At 69.4% G+C, this 14,470-nt stretch carries 16 protein-coding genes; 8 read left to right on the forward strand and 8 right to left on the reverse strand.

From position 1 onward, the window contains the following. The first annotated feature begins 74 nt into the window (after positions 1–74). The 3 genes from AC069H_RS12930 to AC069H_RS12940 are packed head-to-tail and all read left to right on the forward strand — an operon-like array spanning position 75 to position 2,498. Positions 75–647 (forward strand): NADPH-dependent FMN reductase, encoded by a 573-nt coding sequence (locus tag AC069H_RS12930; RefSeq protein ID WP_478232372.1) that lies wholly within the window; start codon positions 75–77, stop codon positions 645–647. Positions 648–669: 22 nt separating this feature from the next. After that, positions 670–1,650, forward strand: coding sequence for an ATP-binding cassette domain-containing protein (locus AC069H_RS12935; RefSeq protein WP_340682980.1), 981 nt, complete (start codon positions 670–672; stop codon positions 1,648–1,650). Continuing rightward, positions 1,647–2,498, forward strand: a complete 852-nt coding sequence (locus AC069H_RS12940; protein WP_340682979.1) for an ABC transporter permease — start codon at positions 1,647–1,649, stop codon at positions 2,496–2,498. The genes AC069H_RS12935 and AC069H_RS12940 overlap by 4 nt, the downstream gene beginning before the upstream one ends. Before the next feature lie 312 nt (positions 2,499–2,810). Here the strand turns inward: AC069H_RS12940 and AC069H_RS12945 are convergent, their stop codons facing one another. After that, a complete protein-coding gene (locus AC069H_RS12945) occupies positions 2,811–5,936 on the reverse strand; it encodes an ATP-binding protein (protein WP_478232373.1) in 3,126 nt (1,041 codons plus the stop codon). Positions 5,937–6,186: 250 nt separating this feature from the next. On the opposite strand from AC069H_RS12945, the gene AC069H_RS12950 reads away from it, so the two are divergent. Beyond that, entirely contained in the window at positions 6,187–7,461 is a 1,275-nt protein-coding gene (locus tag AC069H_RS12950; RefSeq protein ID WP_478232374.1) for a cytochrome P450, read from the forward strand. Between the two features lie 2 nt (positions 7,462–7,463). Here AC069H_RS12950 and AC069H_RS12955 read toward each other — a convergent pair whose 3' ends face one another. Next, the gene (locus AC069H_RS12955; protein WP_478232375.1) at positions 7,464–8,090 is read right to left on the reverse strand and encodes an alpha-ketoglutarate-dependent dioxygenase AlkB; all 627 of its coding nucleotides are present in this window, start codon (positions 8,088–8,090) and stop codon (positions 7,464–7,466) included. 66 nt (positions 8,091–8,156) lie between these two features. Between AC069H_RS12955 and AC069H_RS12960 the strand changes: the two genes are divergently transcribed. Beyond that, entirely contained in the window at positions 8,157–8,936 is a 780-nt protein-coding gene (locus AC069H_RS12960) for an alpha/beta fold hydrolase (RefSeq protein ID WP_478232376.1), read from the forward strand. On the opposite strand, the gene AC069H_RS12965 is transcribed toward AC069H_RS12960, so the two are convergent. After that, positions 8,908–9,495: an ASCH domain-containing protein gene (locus tag AC069H_RS12965; RefSeq protein WP_478232377.1), complete on the reverse strand. Its 588-nt coding sequence runs from the start codon at positions 9,493–9,495 to the stop codon at positions 8,908–8,910. The two genes, AC069H_RS12960 and AC069H_RS12965, sit on opposite strands and share 29 nt — an antisense overlap. Before the next feature lie 126 nt (positions 9,496–9,621). On the opposite strand from AC069H_RS12965, the gene AC069H_RS12970 reads away from it, so the two are divergent. Beyond that, complete coding sequence (locus tag AC069H_RS12970) at positions 9,622–10,227, forward strand: hypothetical protein (protein ID WP_340682973.1); 606 nt, start codon at positions 9,622–9,624, stop codon at positions 10,225–10,227. A 64-nt stretch (positions 10,228–10,291) separates the two neighbouring features. Here AC069H_RS12970 and AC069H_RS12975 read toward each other — a convergent pair whose 3' ends face one another. Both AC069H_RS12975 and AC069H_RS12980 read right to left on the reverse strand, forming a co-directional pair. Next, complete coding sequence (locus AC069H_RS12975; RefSeq protein WP_478232378.1) at positions 10,292–11,233, reverse strand: RluA family pseudouridine synthase; 942 nt, start codon at positions 11,231–11,233, stop codon at positions 10,292–10,294. Between the two features lie 144 nt (positions 11,234–11,377). After that, positions 11,378–11,770 carry a DUF5313 domain-containing protein gene (locus tag AC069H_RS12980; RefSeq protein WP_478232379.1) on the reverse strand — a complete coding sequence of 131 codons (393 nt, stop codon included), beginning with the start codon at positions 11,768–11,770 and terminating at the stop codon, positions 11,378–11,380. Positions 11,771–11,874: 104 nt separating this feature from the next. On the opposite strand from AC069H_RS12980, the gene AC069H_RS12985 reads away from it, so the two are divergent. After that, positions 11,875–12,318: a MarR family winged helix-turn-helix transcriptional regulator gene (locus AC069H_RS12985; protein WP_478232568.1), complete on the forward strand. Its 444-nt coding sequence runs from the start codon at positions 11,875–11,877 to the stop codon at positions 12,316–12,318. Positions 12,319–12,418: 100 nt separating this feature from the next. Beyond that, positions 12,419–12,850, forward strand: coding sequence for a DUF6292 family protein (locus AC069H_RS12990; protein WP_478229065.1), 432 nt, complete (start codon positions 12,419–12,421; stop codon positions 12,848–12,850). On the opposite strand, the gene AC069H_RS12995 is transcribed toward AC069H_RS12990, so the two are convergent. The 3 genes from AC069H_RS12995 to AC069H_RS13005 form a co-directional block, all read right to left on the reverse strand. Next, on the reverse strand, positions 12,851–13,105 hold the full coding sequence (locus AC069H_RS12995; protein WP_478232380.1) for a hypothetical protein: 255 nt from the start codon (positions 13,103–13,105) through the stop codon (positions 12,851–12,853). Continuing rightward, positions 13,099–13,458 (reverse strand): hypothetical protein, encoded by a 360-nt coding sequence (locus AC069H_RS13000; RefSeq protein WP_478232381.1) that lies wholly within the window; start codon positions 13,456–13,458, stop codon positions 13,099–13,101. Before AC069H_RS13000 ends, AC069H_RS12995 begins: the two co-directional genes overlap by 7 nt. Before the next feature lie 73 nt (positions 13,459–13,531). Continuing rightward, positions 13,532–14,278, reverse strand: coding sequence for a thioesterase II family protein (locus AC069H_RS13005; protein ID WP_478229068.1), 747 nt, complete (start codon positions 14,276–14,278; stop codon positions 13,532–13,534). Positions 14,279–14,470 lie beyond the last annotated feature (192 nt).

The raw sequence follows: 14,470 nt of genomic DNA on the forward strand, positions 1-14,470 counted from the left end.
GCCCGCTAGATCCGATCTAGCGAAAGTCCGGCGGCTTTCTCGCGCCCAAGGGGTGAAGCGAGAGGAGGTCGGTCATGGACACCAGTCCACTGCGGGTCGCGGTGATCATCGGAAGCACCCGCGAGGGGCGGGTGGGGGACGCCGTCGGCAAGTGGTTCACCGGCCGGGCGGAGAACCGGGAAGACCTCGTCGCCGAAGTGCTCGACCTGGTCGACTTCGACCTGCCCACGGGGCTGCCGGAGCATCCGACGTCGGACATGAAGCGGTTCGCGAGGCTGGTCGACGAGGCCGAGGCGTTCGTCGTCGTCACCCCCGAGTACAACCGCAGTTTCCCGGCGTCGCTCAAGCAGGCGATCGACTGCGCCTACGACGAGTGGCGCGCGAAGCCGGTCGGTTTCGTCTCCTACGGCTACCGCTCGCAAGGGCTCTACGCCGTGGAGCAGTTGCGCACGATCTTCACCGAACTGCACACGGTGACCATGCGCGACACCGTGGCCTTCAACCTCCTCGACGGCACCTTCGCCCGCGACGGCACCCCCTTCGACAGCGACGGGCAGGGACAGGCCGTGACCACCCTGCTCGACGAGCTCGCCTGGTGGGGTCTCGCCCTGCGCGAAGCGCGCGCCGCTCGCCCCTACGTCTGCTGAATGCTTCTGAAAGGAAACGAAAATGAGTGAACTGGCCATCGAAGCCTCGGGGCTGGTCAAGGTGTTCGGGGAGAACCGGGCGGTCGACGGGATCGACCTGAAGGTCCCCGCCGGCACCGTGTACGGCGTCCTCGGGCCGAACGGCGCCGGCAAGACCACCGCCGTGAAGATGCTCGCGACCCTGCTCCGCCCCAACGGTGGAGAAGCGCGCGTCTTCGGCAAGGACGTCGTCCGCGAGGCCGACGCGGTCCGGTCCATGGTGAGCCTGACCGGGCAGTACGCCTCGGTCGACGAAGACCTGACCGGCACCGAGAACCTGGTGCTGATCGGCAGGCTGACCGGGCACCGCAAACCGGCCGCCCGCGCACGGGCGGAGGAGCTGCTGGCGGCGTTCGGCCTGACCGAGGCCGCGGGCAGGCAGGTGAAGAACTACTCCGGCGGGATGCGGCGGCGGATCGACATCGCCGCGAGCATCCTCAACACCCCGGACGTGCTCTTCCTCGACGAGCCGACGACCGGGCTCGATCCCCGCAGCCGCAACCAGGTCTGGGACATCGTGCGCGCGATCGTGCGGCACGGCACCACTGTCCTGCTGACCACGCAGTACCTCGACGAGGCCGACCAGCTGGCCTCGCGGATCGCGGTCATCGACCACGGCAAGGTGATCGCCGAAGGCACCAAGGGGCAGCTGAAGGCGTCGGTCGGCGCGGGCGCGATCCACGTCCGGCTTCGGGAGGCCGACCAGCGTGCCGAGGCCGAAGCGCTGCTCGTCCGCAACCTGGAGGCACAGGTGCTGCTGGAACCGGACCCGGTCGCGCTCACCGCGCGGCTCACGGGCGAAAGCACCGAACAGGGTGCCGCCGAGCACGCCGCGCGCGCACTGTCCGAGCTCGCGCGCGCCGGCATCGTCGTCGACACCTTCTCCCTCGGCCAGCCGAGCCTCGACGAGGTCTTCCTGGCCCTGACCGACCGCACCGCCACGCCTGAGGAGAGTGCAGCTTGAGCACCACGGCAGTCAAAGACAACGAACCCGTTCTCGCGGCACCGAAGGCGGAGGATCTCGCCGCCGTCCTGATCGCGAAGAACCGTCCTCAGCGCCCCAGCGCGCTGTCGACTTCGGTCACCTTCGGGTGGCGCGCGATGCTGAAGATCAAGCACGTGCCCGAGCAGCTGTTCGACGTCACGGCGTTCCCGATCATGATGACGCTGATGTTCACCTACCTGTTCGGCGGCGCGCTGTCCGGCTCGCCGACGCAGTACCTGCAGTTCGTGCTGCCGGGCATCATGGCGAGCAGCATCCTGATGATCACCATGTACACCGGAATTTCGGTCAACACCGACATCGAGAAGGGCGTCTTCGACCGGTTCCGCACGCTGCCCATCTGGCGGCCGTCGGCGATGGTCGGCTATCTGCTCGGCGACATGCTGCGGTACCTCATCGCGTCGCTGGTGATCCTCGGCGTCGGGCTGATCATGGGCTTCCGCCCCGCCGGCGGATTCGGTGGCGTGGCCGCCGCGATTCTCCTGCTGCTGGCGTTCTCGTTCGCGTTCTCGTGGATCTGGACGATGTTCGGCCTGCTGCTGCGCAGCGAGAAGTCGGTGATGGGGGTCAGCATGATGGTGCTGTTCCCGCTGACCTTCCTCAGCAACATCTACGTCAACCCGGAGACGATGCCGGGCTGGCTGCAGGCCTTCGTCGACGTCAACCCGGTGACCCACGTGGTCGCGGCGGTCCGCTCGATGATGGACGGCAACTGGGACGGCGGCGAGATCACCTGGGTGCTGATCGCCGGAGCGGTCATCCTCGCGATCTTCGGCACCTTGACGATGCGGCTCTACAACCGCAAGTGAGCCCCAGCCTCGTGAGTGGCCAGGACGGTTCTAACCGTCCTGGCCACTCACGAGGCTTGACCGGCTCGGTACCGGTGTTCTTACGCGCTCAAGTACGTGAAGGGGCCTTCACGCGCCGCCGCTGTGACTGCTGGTACTCGTAGGGCGAACGTGGCGACTTTCGAGTCCTTGAAGGCCTCCTTGAGGAACCCAGAGTCCCTCAAGGAGGCCCCTCACGGACCGGGCCAGGGATCAACCACCGCCGGAATCCACGTAGGTGCCTAAGACACCTTTGGCTCTAACCGTCCTGGCCACTCACGAGTCCCTGGCCGCTCACAGCCGCCAGGGAACCTTGTCTTCGGGCGCGTAGCGGCACGAGGAACCGGTGGTGACGGCCGCGCGCAGGTGCGCCGCCAGTGCCGGATGCTGCTCGTCGAGTTTGCGCAGGGTGTCCCGGATCCGCGCGGTCACCGTCTTGCGGGCGCGTTCCGCCTCGTCCCCGAGCCGCCGGGTGCGGCCGCCGAGCCCGGCCGCGGACCGCAGTTCGGCGAGCAGCGCGTCCCGTTCACGGTCCAGCGCCGCGGCGCGTGCGTCCTGGCCCATCCCGGTCGCGGTGTCGATCAGTTCGTCCAGCTCGTCGAGCCTCGCGCGGTACCGGGCCTTCGCCTCGTCGTCGAGGACGGCGTCTCCGCCGAGGCTCTTCGCGGCGACGACCACCTCGCCACCCTCGGGATCGAGCAGCCGGACGGCGGCTACCTCCGAACCCGGCCTGCCGAGCAGGAAATGCAGGTCCCGCAAGCCTTTCGAGTCCGGGAGGTGGGCGGTGACGCCGTCGAAGTGCAAGGTCCACACGACGTCGTCGCGACGGAACTCCGCCCTCGGCGTGGCCGGAGCCCGCGTCTCCTCACGTGCTCTCGTCATCCTGGCCACGACCGGCCGCATGCCGAACGCGCTGGCTTCTTCGGTCACCTCGGACAGGAGGGCCGCCGCGGCCGCCGCGTCGCCTTCGAGGTTGCGGCCGAGCAGCGCCTTCGCCAGCCAGGACTTGGCTTCGGTCGCCCAGACCGCGGCCCGGAGCCGATCCGCGGAGAGCACGGCACCGCGCAGCCGGTTCACCGCGTCGTTCCAGCGTTCCTGCGCCAGGTCGAGCCTGCCGAGCCAGAGGTCGACGGGGCCGGAGATCTCGCAGCCGTACAGGGAAACCAGCCACTCCCCGCTGTAGGGCACGAGCAGCGCGCGGGCCGCTTCACAGCGTTCGGGATCGCCCGAGACCGCCGCCGTATGCGCCTGGCAGCGCAACCACAAGGCCGCCAGGTCGCGAGGATACGGCTTCGCGTCGGCCGCGAGATCGGTGAGCCGTACGGCCTCCCCGGCGTCCTCGCGCTGGGCCGCGGTGATCGCCTCCAGTATCCGGCCGTAGGAGTACCCGCTGCGCGAGATCTCGCGGTGCAGGCCGGTGAGCTCGTCGAACCGTCCCTCCAAGCACCACCGGACCCACAGCTGCAGCTGGTTCAGATCGGCGAAATGGGGATGCTCGTCCCCCTCGTGGCACGAGATCACCTGCTGGATGTACGCCTCGGCTTCGGCGAACCGGCCCTGAAGCGTGGCGATGATGCCCTGGTCGATCCGGGAAGCCAGCTGCGAACTCGGGGCCCTGCCGGTGGCCGCCAAGGCGAGAAACTCCTGATACTGCCCGAAATACCGGGGATCGCCCTGTTCGAGCTGCGCCACCCACTTGAAGGACGCCGCGTAGTGCTCCAATTCCGGATTCGCCGTGCGGCGGCCGACGGCGACCAGTTCGTCGGTGAGCCGTTCCCGTTCCGCGGCGCTGCCCGGCCCCCAGATCGAGTCGTGCCGGGCCCACAAACCGAACAACAGCGCGGAATCGTCGTGGTCGTCGCGGGCGGTCATCATGATGTGCGCGGAGAGTTCCTGTGTCATCTCCTCGACCGTGAGCTCCTGTCCGGGCTCGCGGCCGCACAGCCGCGCGTGTGCTTCGGTGAGCACCTCGACCGTCTCGTCGACCCGGAGGCTCTTGTGGTCGGCGCGGACCAGGGTCAGCGCCAGCCGGGCGAGGAGATCGTCGTCGTCGAGTTCACGGATGAGCACCGAGACCTCGTCGAGGACCTGTCTGCCCTCGTCCGTCTCGTGGTGACGGGTCAGATGCGCGCCCAGCTCGAGGGCGATGACCGCCTTCCGCCGCCGGTCTTCGGCGATCTCCATCGCCCGCCGGTAGTGCGTGGTCGTCTCTTCGATCGCCATGCGGCCGGTGGCGTCGACCGCGGCGGCCAGCAACAGGTCGATCGCCTCGTCCGGATCGACTTCCCGGCCGGCGAGCAGCGCGTGGCGGGCCAGGTCCGCGGCGAAGAGGCTGCCCCGTGACGCCGGCGTCTCGCCGACCGCCGCGACGACAGCGGCGTGCTGCTTCCGGCGGTCCGACTCGGACAGACTCGCGTACAACGTTTCGCGGACGAGGTCGTGGGCGAAGGCGAAGCGCCCTTGGCCTTGCACCACCACCAGCCGTGCCGCGACGGCCTGGTCGAGCAGCCGGTCCACCTGGGGCACGGGTGCCGACGCCACGCCCGCCAGCAGCCGGCGATGGAACTCCCTGCCGAGTACCGACGCGGTGGTCAGCAGATCGAGGACCGGCTGGGGGAGCAGGGAAAGCCGTCGCTGCAGGGCGTCGGCCACGCCGGGCGCGATGGTCTCGGCGGAACCGCCGCTGTGCCAGAGCCGCGCCGTCTGCTCGACGAAGAACGGGTTGCCGCCGGTGCGGCGATGGACCTCGGCGACCAGCGCGTCGTCGGGTGCCGCGCCCGCCGTCCTGGTCATGAGCGTGCCGACCTCGTCCGGTTCGAGGCCGGTGAGAGTGACCGAAGTGGCCTTCGTGAGGAGCGGCATCATGAGCGAGCGAAGCGGGTGATCGGTCGCCTCGACCTCGACGTCCCGGTACGTGCCGATCAGCAGCAGCCGCTCGAACCAGGTGTGCTGCGCGGCGAACTCGAGCAACCGCAGCGACGCGGCGTCGGCCCAGTGCAGATCGTCGAGCACCACCACGATCGGCTGGTCCTGGGAGGCGGCCACCAGCACGCTCGTCACCGCGTCGTACAGCCGGAACCCGTCGGCCGCGCCGTCGCCGCGCGCCTCACCGAGCAGGACGTCCAATTCGCTGTCGGCCATCGCGGCCCAGCGGCCCTGCCCGACCGCGCGCCGCAACCCGCGGACCACCTGCGTCCACGGCCAATAGCCCGGTGCGCTCGCCGAGTCCCAGCAGGACCCGTTGAGCACCAGGGCGCCGAGGCGCTTCGCCTCTTCGGCGGCGCCGGTGACGAGCGTGGTCTTGCCGATCCCGGCCTCGCCGGTGACCAGCACCAGCCCGCCGTGGCTTTCGGCGGCACGGGAAATCTCCGCGCGGAGCACCCCCGCGGGATGGTCGCGTCCGATGAGCGCGGCTGACATGTCCGAATCCTCCCAGTAAGGTCCGACAATCTCACGACGCGCGCCCGATGTCAGGCGTTACCCGCGGTCCGTCGTGACCGACGGTGACGGACGTCTCCCGGTCGCCGGGAACCTCTCGGGCGGGAAAACCGACTTTCTGGACGTGACTAATCGAGTGGGACGGCGGGGTGAGGACGTCGTGCGTCCTGCCGGGCGAAGGCGGCCTGTTGTGCCAGGTCAGGTGGTCAGCGGCTGGAGTAGGGTGCGGGGTATGGGGAGCATTCGCTCGCGCGTGTTGGCATGGATCGGCCGCCGCTACCTCGCGCGTCAGCAGAAGAACGGTTTCGACCTGTCCAAGATGTCGATCATCCCGGACAACGCGCTGCTGCCGCTCAAGCGCGACGGTCTCGACCCGGTGGCCGAGCTGGGCCGGATCCGCGCGACGGAGCCGATCAGCAAGCTCGACCTGCCGTTCGGGATGAACGGCTGGCTGGTCACCGGCTACGACGAGGCCAAGGCCGTACTCGGCAAGGTGGGCGAGTTCAGCAACGACTTCACGAACCTGGTCGGGAACGCGGGCGTGACCGAGGACCAGAACCCCGGCGGGCTCGGGTTCGCCGATCCGCCGGTGCACACCCGGCTTCGGCGCCTGCTCACGCCGGAGTTCACCATGCGGCGGCTCTCGCGCCTGGCGCCGCGGATCGACGAGATCGTCGCCGATCAGCTCGACGCGATGGCGAAGGCCGACGGTCCCGTCGACCTGTGGGAGGCCTTCGCGCTGCCGATCCCGTCGCTGACGATCTGCGAACTGTTGGGCGTCCCGTACGAGGACCGCGACGATTTCCAGCGGCTGAGCACCGCCCGGTTCGACCTCTTCGGTGGCGCGGGTGCGTCACTCGGAGCGATGACCGAGTCACTGTCCTATCTGGACGAGATCGTCAAAAAACAGCGCGAGAACCCGGGCGACGGCCTGCTCGGCATGCTCATCAAGGAGCACGGCGACGAGATCGACGACCGCGAACTCGCGGGCCTCGCCGACGGTGTGCTCACCGGCGGGCTGGAGACCACGGCGAGCATGATCGCGCTCGGCGCGCTCGTGCTGCTCAAGGACCGCTCGCTGTTCGAAACCGTCCGCGGCGACGATGAGGCCGTCCACAGGTTCGTCGAGGAGCTGCTGCGGTACCTGACCGTCGTGCAGATGGCCTTCCCGCGGTTCGCCAAGGAGGACATGGAGGTCGCCGGCGTCCGGATCGCGAAGGGCGACATCGTGCTGGTCTCGCTCAGCGTCGCGAACCGAGACGGCGAACTCGGCGAGGAAATGGAGAAGTTCGACGCGACCCGCGAGCCGACGTCGCACCTCGCCTTCGGCTGGGGCATCCACCGGTGCATCGGTGCCGAACTGGCCAGGATGGAACTGCGCACCGCGTACCCCGCGCTGGTGCGCCGGTTCCCGGAGATGCGGTTGGCGATCGAACCGGACCAGGTGGGCTTCCGGAAGGTCTCGATCGTCTACGGCGTCGACGCGTTGCCCGTGCTGCTGGACTGACCTCAGGCGACTCCTCTCGGGCGGAACTGGATGCTGATCCTCGGCCCGACCGGTTTGGCGGTCTTGGGGACGGCGTGTTCCCAGGTCCGCTGGCAGCTGCCGCCCATGACGATCAGGTCGCCGTGGCCGAGGGCGTGCCGCACGGTCTCGCCCCCGCCACGCGGCCGCAGGGCCAGCTGGCGGGCGGCGCCGACCGAGACGATCGCCACCATGGTGTCCTCGGTGCGGGACCGGCCGGTGTCGTCGCCGTGCCAGGCGACGCTGTCGCGCCCGTCCCGGTAGAAGCACAGGCCCGACGTCACGAACGGCTCGCCGAGCTCTTCCGCGTAGTGCGCGGAGAGTGTCTCCCTCGCCTCCGTGAGGATCGGGTGGGGGAGCGGCATGCCCTCGCGGTAATAGCTCAACAGCCGGGGGACGGCGACGACGCGGTCGTACATCTGCCGCCTTTCGGCGTGCCATGGCACGTCTTCGGCGAGCCGGGTGAACAGCTCGTCCGCGCCGGAGAGCCAGCCCGGGAGCACGTCGATCCAGGCGCCACGGGTCAGCTCGGTGCGCCGGAGCCCGCCGAGCGAGCCCAGCCCGAGCGCGGCGCACTCGTCGAACAGCGAGGCTTGAAGCGCGGGGGTCATGGCAACCGAACCTACCCCGGTTCCGGCCATTTGTCGAACGGATGTTCGAGTGGCACGATGGCTCACATGATCCACACAGCGAAGTCCGCCGATGGGACGCCGATCGTGTTCGAACGCCGTGGTGCGGGGCCCGTCGTGGTCGTCGTCGCGGGCGCGGGCAACGACCGGCACGGCGACGAACCGCTGGTCGCGGAGCTGGCCTCCGAGTTCTCCGTGGTGACCTACGACCGCCGGGGCCGGGGCGGCAGTGGGGACACCGCGCCGTACGCGGTCGAGCGCGAGATCGAAGACCTGGCCGCGGTCGTCGCCGCGCTCGGCGAGCCGGTGATCGTCCACGGCATCTCCTCCGGTGGCGCGCTTGCCCTCCTCGCCGCCGCGGCCGGTGTGCCGATTGCGCGGTTGTCGGTTTTCGAGCCGCCCTATCGGGGCGAAACGGAAGAAGTCCCCGAGGGATATGCCGACGAGATGCGCGAGCTGGTCGCGGCGGACCGGTGGGACGACGCCGTCGCCCTGTTCATGATGTCCGCGGTCGGCTCCCCGGAGGAGGCTGTCGCCGAGGCCAAGGAGACGCCGATGTGGCCCGAACTGCGGTCGTTCGCGCCCACGCTCGTTTACGACGCCTTCGTGATGAAGGACTCGAATGTGCCTGATGAGCTGGCGTCGATCGCGACACCCGTCCTGGTGGTGAACAGCAACGGCAGTACGGACTGGCTGAAGGCCGCCGCTCTCGTCGCCGCGAAGGTGGTGCCGGGGGCGCGGCAGGTCGGGCTGGACGGCGAGTTCCACAGTGTCCCGCCGGAACGGCTCGCGCCGGAACTCAGCGCGTTTTACCGGGATCCTCGGTAAAACGCAGGTACGCCGCGCCGCGCGGGGAGATCCGGTAGCCGACTTCGAGGCTGAGCGTGAGGCCGAGGTTCTTGAGCTTGCGGATGTCGACCTTCAACGGATCCTTCTCGCGGCCGAGGAGATCGGCGAGCTCCTGGGCGCGGCGTCCGGGATTGTCGTGAATGAGGCGCAAGGTCTCGTGCGTCCACGGGCGTCGCCTGTCCATCTTGGACAGTCGTTGGCGGATCTCCTCGAAGTCCTTTTCGGACAGTCCGGCGTCCTCGCTGAGCGCGCGCCGGGGATCGGGGCCGAGGTGGCGCAGGCCGATGCGGTACACCGGGGCGTCCGCGGGGCCGCGCAGCGTGCCCCGCACCGCGTTCGCCGACTCCGCGCCGGACCGGCGGGCGTCGGCGTCGGTGATGGCGGCGGGGTCGGCGATCTCGACCGAGACGACCTCGATCACCCCGGCCTCCAGGCGCATCACGTCGCCAGGGTGGACGTTCTGTTTCGACCAGCGCCGGAAGGCCAGGTCGATCGTCCCGGCCGCCAGTCCTTCGAGGACCGTCAAGGAGAGGATCACCGTCGTTACCCAATCAGCGGGACGCCGGGGCGTCAACGTCTTGTCCGATGACGGCTCGCACTCGTACAGTCGCAGCCTGGTCCTGGTCTGGACCATCACCGCCGCCCTGAGTGTGCAGGAGGCAGGATGCGGAGACGACTTCGGACCGCCGGGGTGGCCGCGGCGGCCGTGCTCGGCCTGATCGCGTCGGCGATGCCGGCGAACGCCCAGGTCGGCACCGGGCCGTGGACGGCGGAGAACCCGTCGTTCAACGTCCAGGAACGCGGCTGCGGCACCGTCGACGGGCTGAACTTCGAACTGACCTGCTCCACCGGAAGCGGGGATCAGCGGGCGGAACGGCGCTACGCGACCTACACCGGCGGGACCCGGCAGTTCGAGGGATCGTTCCGGATCACCAGCATGGCGGGCACCCGGATCAGCCTGAAGCAGACCTTCCGCGACGCGCCGACCGCCGGGCCGTACTTCATGCTCGCGGTCGAACGCGGCGGGCGGCTCTACGCCGTCCACGGCGGGGACACGCTGGGGAGCGGGGCGACCGTCGGGACGTCCGTGCGGGTCAACACCGTGCATCAGGTCGGGAGCACGCACAAGGTGTACATCAACGGTTCGCTGAAGCAGACCGTGAGCAGCAGCGGCGGGAGCTACTACGACAAGTTCGGCGCCTATCGGACGGCGAGTGGCGCCGGACCGGTCAAGGTGACCTGGAGCGGGATCAAGTTCTGGCGGAAGTAAGCCTTCCGTGAGCCGAAGTCCGTGAAGGCCTCCTTCACTACCTTCAGGGTAGGTAAGGAGGCCTTCACGGCAAGGGCCCGCGGCGCCACGCGTCGAGGTCCGTCCACGCCTGGAGCGTCTGCCTGCTCTCGAACCGGCGGCGTTCCCCGGAGACCGGATCGGTGAACTCGAGGACCTTTGCCAGCAGTTGCAAGGGTTCGGTGAAGTCGTCGAGCGGGGTTTCGGTCAGCTCCGGGTAGAAGTCGTCGCCGAGGATCGGCAACCCGAGACCGCTCATGTGCAGCCTGAGCTGGTGGGTACGGCCGGTCGCGGGGATCAGGCGATACCGGCCGAGGCCGTCGCGGTGCTCGATGAGCTCGACGCGCGTTTCCGCGTTGGGCGGCCCGTCGACCTCCTGCGCGGCGATGACTCCGCGTTCCTTGACGATGCGGCTGCTGATCTCGCGCGGCAGCACGACATCAGGGTCGTAGGGGGCGATCGCCTCGTATTCCTTGTGCACCAGGCGATCCCGGAACATCGTCTGGTACTTGCCGCGGACTTCGGGAGTGATCACGAACAGGATGAGCCCCGCGGTGACCCGGTCGAGCCGGTGGGCGGGGCTGAGCTGGGGAAGGCCGAATTCACGGCGCAGGCGGACCAGCGCGGTCTGCAGGATGTGCCGCCCGCGCGGGATCGTCGCGAGGAAATGCGGCTTGTCGGCGATCAGGAAATGCTCGTCGCGGTGCACGACGGAGACCTCGAACGGCACCTCGACCTCGTCGGGCAGGTCGCGATGGAACCAGATGAACGAGTCCGGCACGAACGGGGAATCGACGCCCAGCGGCCCGTCGAGCCCGACGATGCGCTCCTCCCGGAGCATCTCCTCGATCCGCTCGGGCGCGACCCGGGGGAGCCGCTCGACGAGGTGCTCCCGCAACGTCGTCCAGGGGCCCTCGGCGGGCATCTTGAGCCTCGCGGGATCGAGCCCGTGACGGGGCGGGAGCGGCGGGCGGAGCTTGCGTCTCATCACCGCGCACTCTAGCCGCGGCGGCTCGTCCGTCCTGGTCGCGGGCGGCTTCCTGGGGTGCCGGCTGTGCGCGTGTGTCGCGAAAGCCACAGTCGCAACACTGGGCCGGTGCCGGGGCGGGCGCCCGCCGAAGGTATCAGGAGATCAGGTCTGGTTCCGGTACCGCGCGAGGTATCGCTCGGTCACCTCGGCTTCCGCGACCGCGACGGCCTCCGCGCGCGTCCGGCGCCCGATACCGGGCGGGAAGCCGTTCTTGGCCAGCCGGTGCTCGATGCTCTCCTCCATGTAGGCCATCGAGTAGAAGTACGCGACGAGCGCGGCCATCAGCACGATCGCCAGCCGCAGCGTGAGCGGGCCGGGCAGGAGCAGCCATACGGCGCAGAGCGGGGCGATCATCACTGTGCTGCGGGCGACGTGCCGCCAGCGCCAGCTTCCCGTGGTCGCGTCGTGGAGGATCCAGGCTTGGTAGCGCTCGGGCAGCCTGCCGCCGAGTGAGTACCACAGCCAGCGGAACACGTCCGGGCGCTTGCGGGGCATCGGGCGACTCCTTCCGTCGATGCTGCCACAGTACACTAATGATTAGCACACTAAACGTTAGCGTCGCGGCTAGGATCGGCGGCATGAACTCGGAGGGGCCGGAGATGAAGTCGATCGATCTGGGCGAGGATCCGCTCGCGCTGGAGCGTCAGGTGTGTTTCGCGCTGTCGGTCGCTTCGCGCAGCGTCATCGCCATCTACCGTCCGCTGCTGGAACCCCATGGGCTCACCCATCCGCAGTACCTGGTCATGCTGGCGCTGTGGGAGCGAGGCCCGCAGGCCGTCAAGGACCTGAGTGTCGCTCTGCGTGCCGAGCCCGCGACGCTGTCACCGCTGCTCAAGCGCCTGGAGACGATCGGGTACGTCACGCGCAGGCGCAGCTCCGAGGACGAGCGGCTGCTGACGGTCGAGCTGACGGAATCCGGTCGCGCGTTGCGCGCGGAGGCGGAGAAGATCCCGTATCGCGTGGTGGAGAAGCTCGGTATGGAGGTCTCCGAGCTGGAGGCGCTGCACAAGGCACTGACCCGCGTCATCGAAGCCACGACTTGAGCGAACCGAAACCGTGGTGTGACGAAATGAGGGTGTGAAGCCGCTCCGCGGTGGGTAATTCCCGTCACGCCAACTCAAAGTGACAGGAAGATGAGGGACCGTGACCACCTCGACCCCCGCGCCCACGGAAGCAGGTCTGGAGCTCAAGACCAGGCTGAACGCCTACCTGGAGGACGTGGCCGCGGCACTGGGGATACGGAGGGACGCGTGCACGGTCGACCTCGCCGGTCCGGTCACCGCCAGGATGAGGCTGAATTGGCGTCTTCCCGGCTTTCCCGAGCGCGACGTCGACCTGATGTGGCACGAGGAACACGGCTGGTCGGCCGCCGTGGCGACGCATTCGGACGACGATCACCACGTCGTCGTCGCCTACCTCGGTGGCCGGACGGTGGCGTCGCAGCCGCGGCTGGTCGCCAGGTTCGCCGAAACCCTCCGCACCGGCGACCACCAGGATTGCTGGCCCGGCGCGCCGACGTTGCGCACCGCCGGCGGGCCGTCCGCGCTCGCCAAGGAACTTTCCGCCTGGGCCTGATCATCCCGGCGGGGTGAGCACGACGTCGAGCGCGATCGTGATCTCCCTGCCGATCAGGAACCTCGGCGCGCGGAGACCGATCGCCCGCCGGTCGAAGACGGCGACGGCGACCACTCGCCAGGTGCCGTCGCCGTTGTCCGCCGGTCCGGTCGCGGTCACCGTCAGGGGGCAAGTCGCACCTCGCGCTCCGAGGGAGCCGTGGACCGACCACTCGTCCGGGTCACCGTCGACCTGGTCGGCCGCGAAGGTCAGCACGGGATGCGCGTCGATCGCCAGAACGCGACGACGAGCCCGGTCAGGCCGCCGACCTGGGCGACGATCGCCGTCAACGAAGGCATCGGCGCCCGGCCCGGTGTCGCCCAGGCGAGGTTGCTGCTCGCCGAAACACTGGTCGCCCGGAGCGATCTCGTTCGCGCGCAAGGGATCGCACGCGACGCGCTCGACGAGTTCCGGCGACTGGCCATACCGGGACCACTCGCGCGGGCCGCGGCGCTGCTCGACCGGATCCGTGCCGGGCGCCGCGCCGCCGACCCGCTGACCGGGCGGGGACGCGAGAGCGTCGCCCTGCTCGCCGACGCGCTGAGCAATCGCCGGACGGTGAAAGCCACGTCCGGAGCGTCCTGGCGAAACTGGGCCTGGCGAACCGGACCGAGGTCGTCGCGTGGGCGAGCAGGGAAGGCCTCAGGGACTGACGGTCAGCTTGCCGAGGATGCGCGCGACGACGGCGTCGAGGTTGTCTTCGAGGAAGAAGTGACCGCCCTCGAACACCTCCATCTCGAACGAGCCGGTGGTGTGCTCGCGCCAGTTTTCGACGTCCGGCAGATGCAGGACCGGGTCCGCGTTCCCGGCGAGCGCCACGACCGGGCAGCTCACGTCGGGGCCGGGCCGGTAGCGATAGGTCTCGACGGCCTTGTAGTCACCGCGCAGCGCGGGCAACGCGAGCGCGCGGATGTCCGGGTCGGCGAAGATCGTGGGGTCCGTGCCGCCGAGACGGCTGACCTCGTCGAGGAAGGTGTCGTCGTCGGCGAGGTGATGCGACTTCTCCTTCTGCACGTCCGGACCACGGCGGGCCGAGACGAACAGCGCGGCCGGGACGATGCCTCGCGCTTCGAGCCGCCGGGCGACCTCGAAGCCGACGATCGCGCCCATGCTGTGGCCGAAGAGGGCGAAGGGTTTCGGGAGCGCGGCGGCGACGTCCACCAGGTGCTCGGCCAGGACGTGGACATCGTCGATGACCGGCTCGCCCATCCGGTCCTGCCGCCCCGGGTATTGGGCGGTGTGCACCTCGATCGTGGGCGAGAGGGCCGCCGAAAACGCGCGGTACGCGCTCGCCGATCCGCCCGCGTGCGGGAAGACGAGGAGCCGCATCCCGGCCGACGGCGCCCGATGGAAGCATCGCGTCCAGCTGCTCGGAGCCTGTCCTGCCATCGAAATCCCCCAATCCGTGCGGGAGCGGCCCGCACGACACTGGAATGTACGGGGGATTCGCGGAATGAGTCCATGCTTGTGCGGGGTTGTTCACGCTGGGAACACTGGACACCGGGCCGCGGCCGGGCCCGGCGGAAGGAGCGGGTGTGGCGGAGGACCTGAAGATCAGGATCGGTGCCGGGCTGAGTGGGT

The organism is Amycolatopsis sp. NPDC043887 (genome assembly GCF_056435665.1).

Excerpts from the sequence above, each read along its gene's own strand:
- AC069H_RS12930 (WP_478232372.1), top strand. The coding sequence starts at position 75 with ATGGACACCAGTCCACTGCGGGTCGCGGTGATCATCGGAAGCACCCGC.
- AC069H_RS12935 (WP_340682980.1), top strand. The coding sequence starts at position 670 with ATGAGTGAACTGGCCATCGAAGCCTCGGGGCTGGTCAAGGTGTTCGGG.
- AC069H_RS12945 (WP_478232373.1), bottom strand. The coding sequence starts at position 5,936 with ATGTCAGCCGCGCTCATCGGACGCGACCATCCCGCGGGGGTGCTCCGC.
- AC069H_RS12950 (WP_478232374.1), top strand. The coding sequence starts at position 6,187 with ATGGGGAGCATTCGCTCGCGCGTGTTGGCATGGATCGGCCGCCGCTAC.
- AC069H_RS12955 (WP_478232375.1), bottom strand. The coding sequence starts at position 8,090 with ATGACCCCCGCGCTTCAAGCCTCGCTGTTCGACGAGTGCGCCGCGCTC.
- AC069H_RS12960 (WP_478232376.1), top strand. The coding sequence starts at position 8,157 with ATGATCCACACAGCGAAGTCCGCCGATGGGACGCCGATCGTGTTCGAA.
- AC069H_RS12970 (WP_340682973.1), top strand. The coding sequence starts at position 9,622 with ATGCGGAGACGACTTCGGACCGCCGGGGTGGCCGCGGCGGCCGTGCTC.
- AC069H_RS12975 (WP_478232378.1), bottom strand. The coding sequence starts at position 11,233 with ATGAGACGCAAGCTCCGCCCGCCGCTCCCGCCCCGTCACGGGCTCGAT.
- AC069H_RS12980 (WP_478232379.1), bottom strand. The coding sequence starts at position 11,770 with ATGCCCCGCAAGCGCCCGGACGTGTTCCGCTGGCTGTGGTACTCACTC.
- AC069H_RS12985 (WP_478232568.1), top strand. The coding sequence starts at position 11,875 with ATGAAGTCGATCGATCTGGGCGAGGATCCGCTCGCGCTGGAGCGTCAG.
- AC069H_RS13005 (WP_478229068.1), bottom strand. The coding sequence starts at position 14,278 with ATGGCAGGACAGGCTCCGAGCAGCTGGACGCGATGCTTCCATCGGGCG.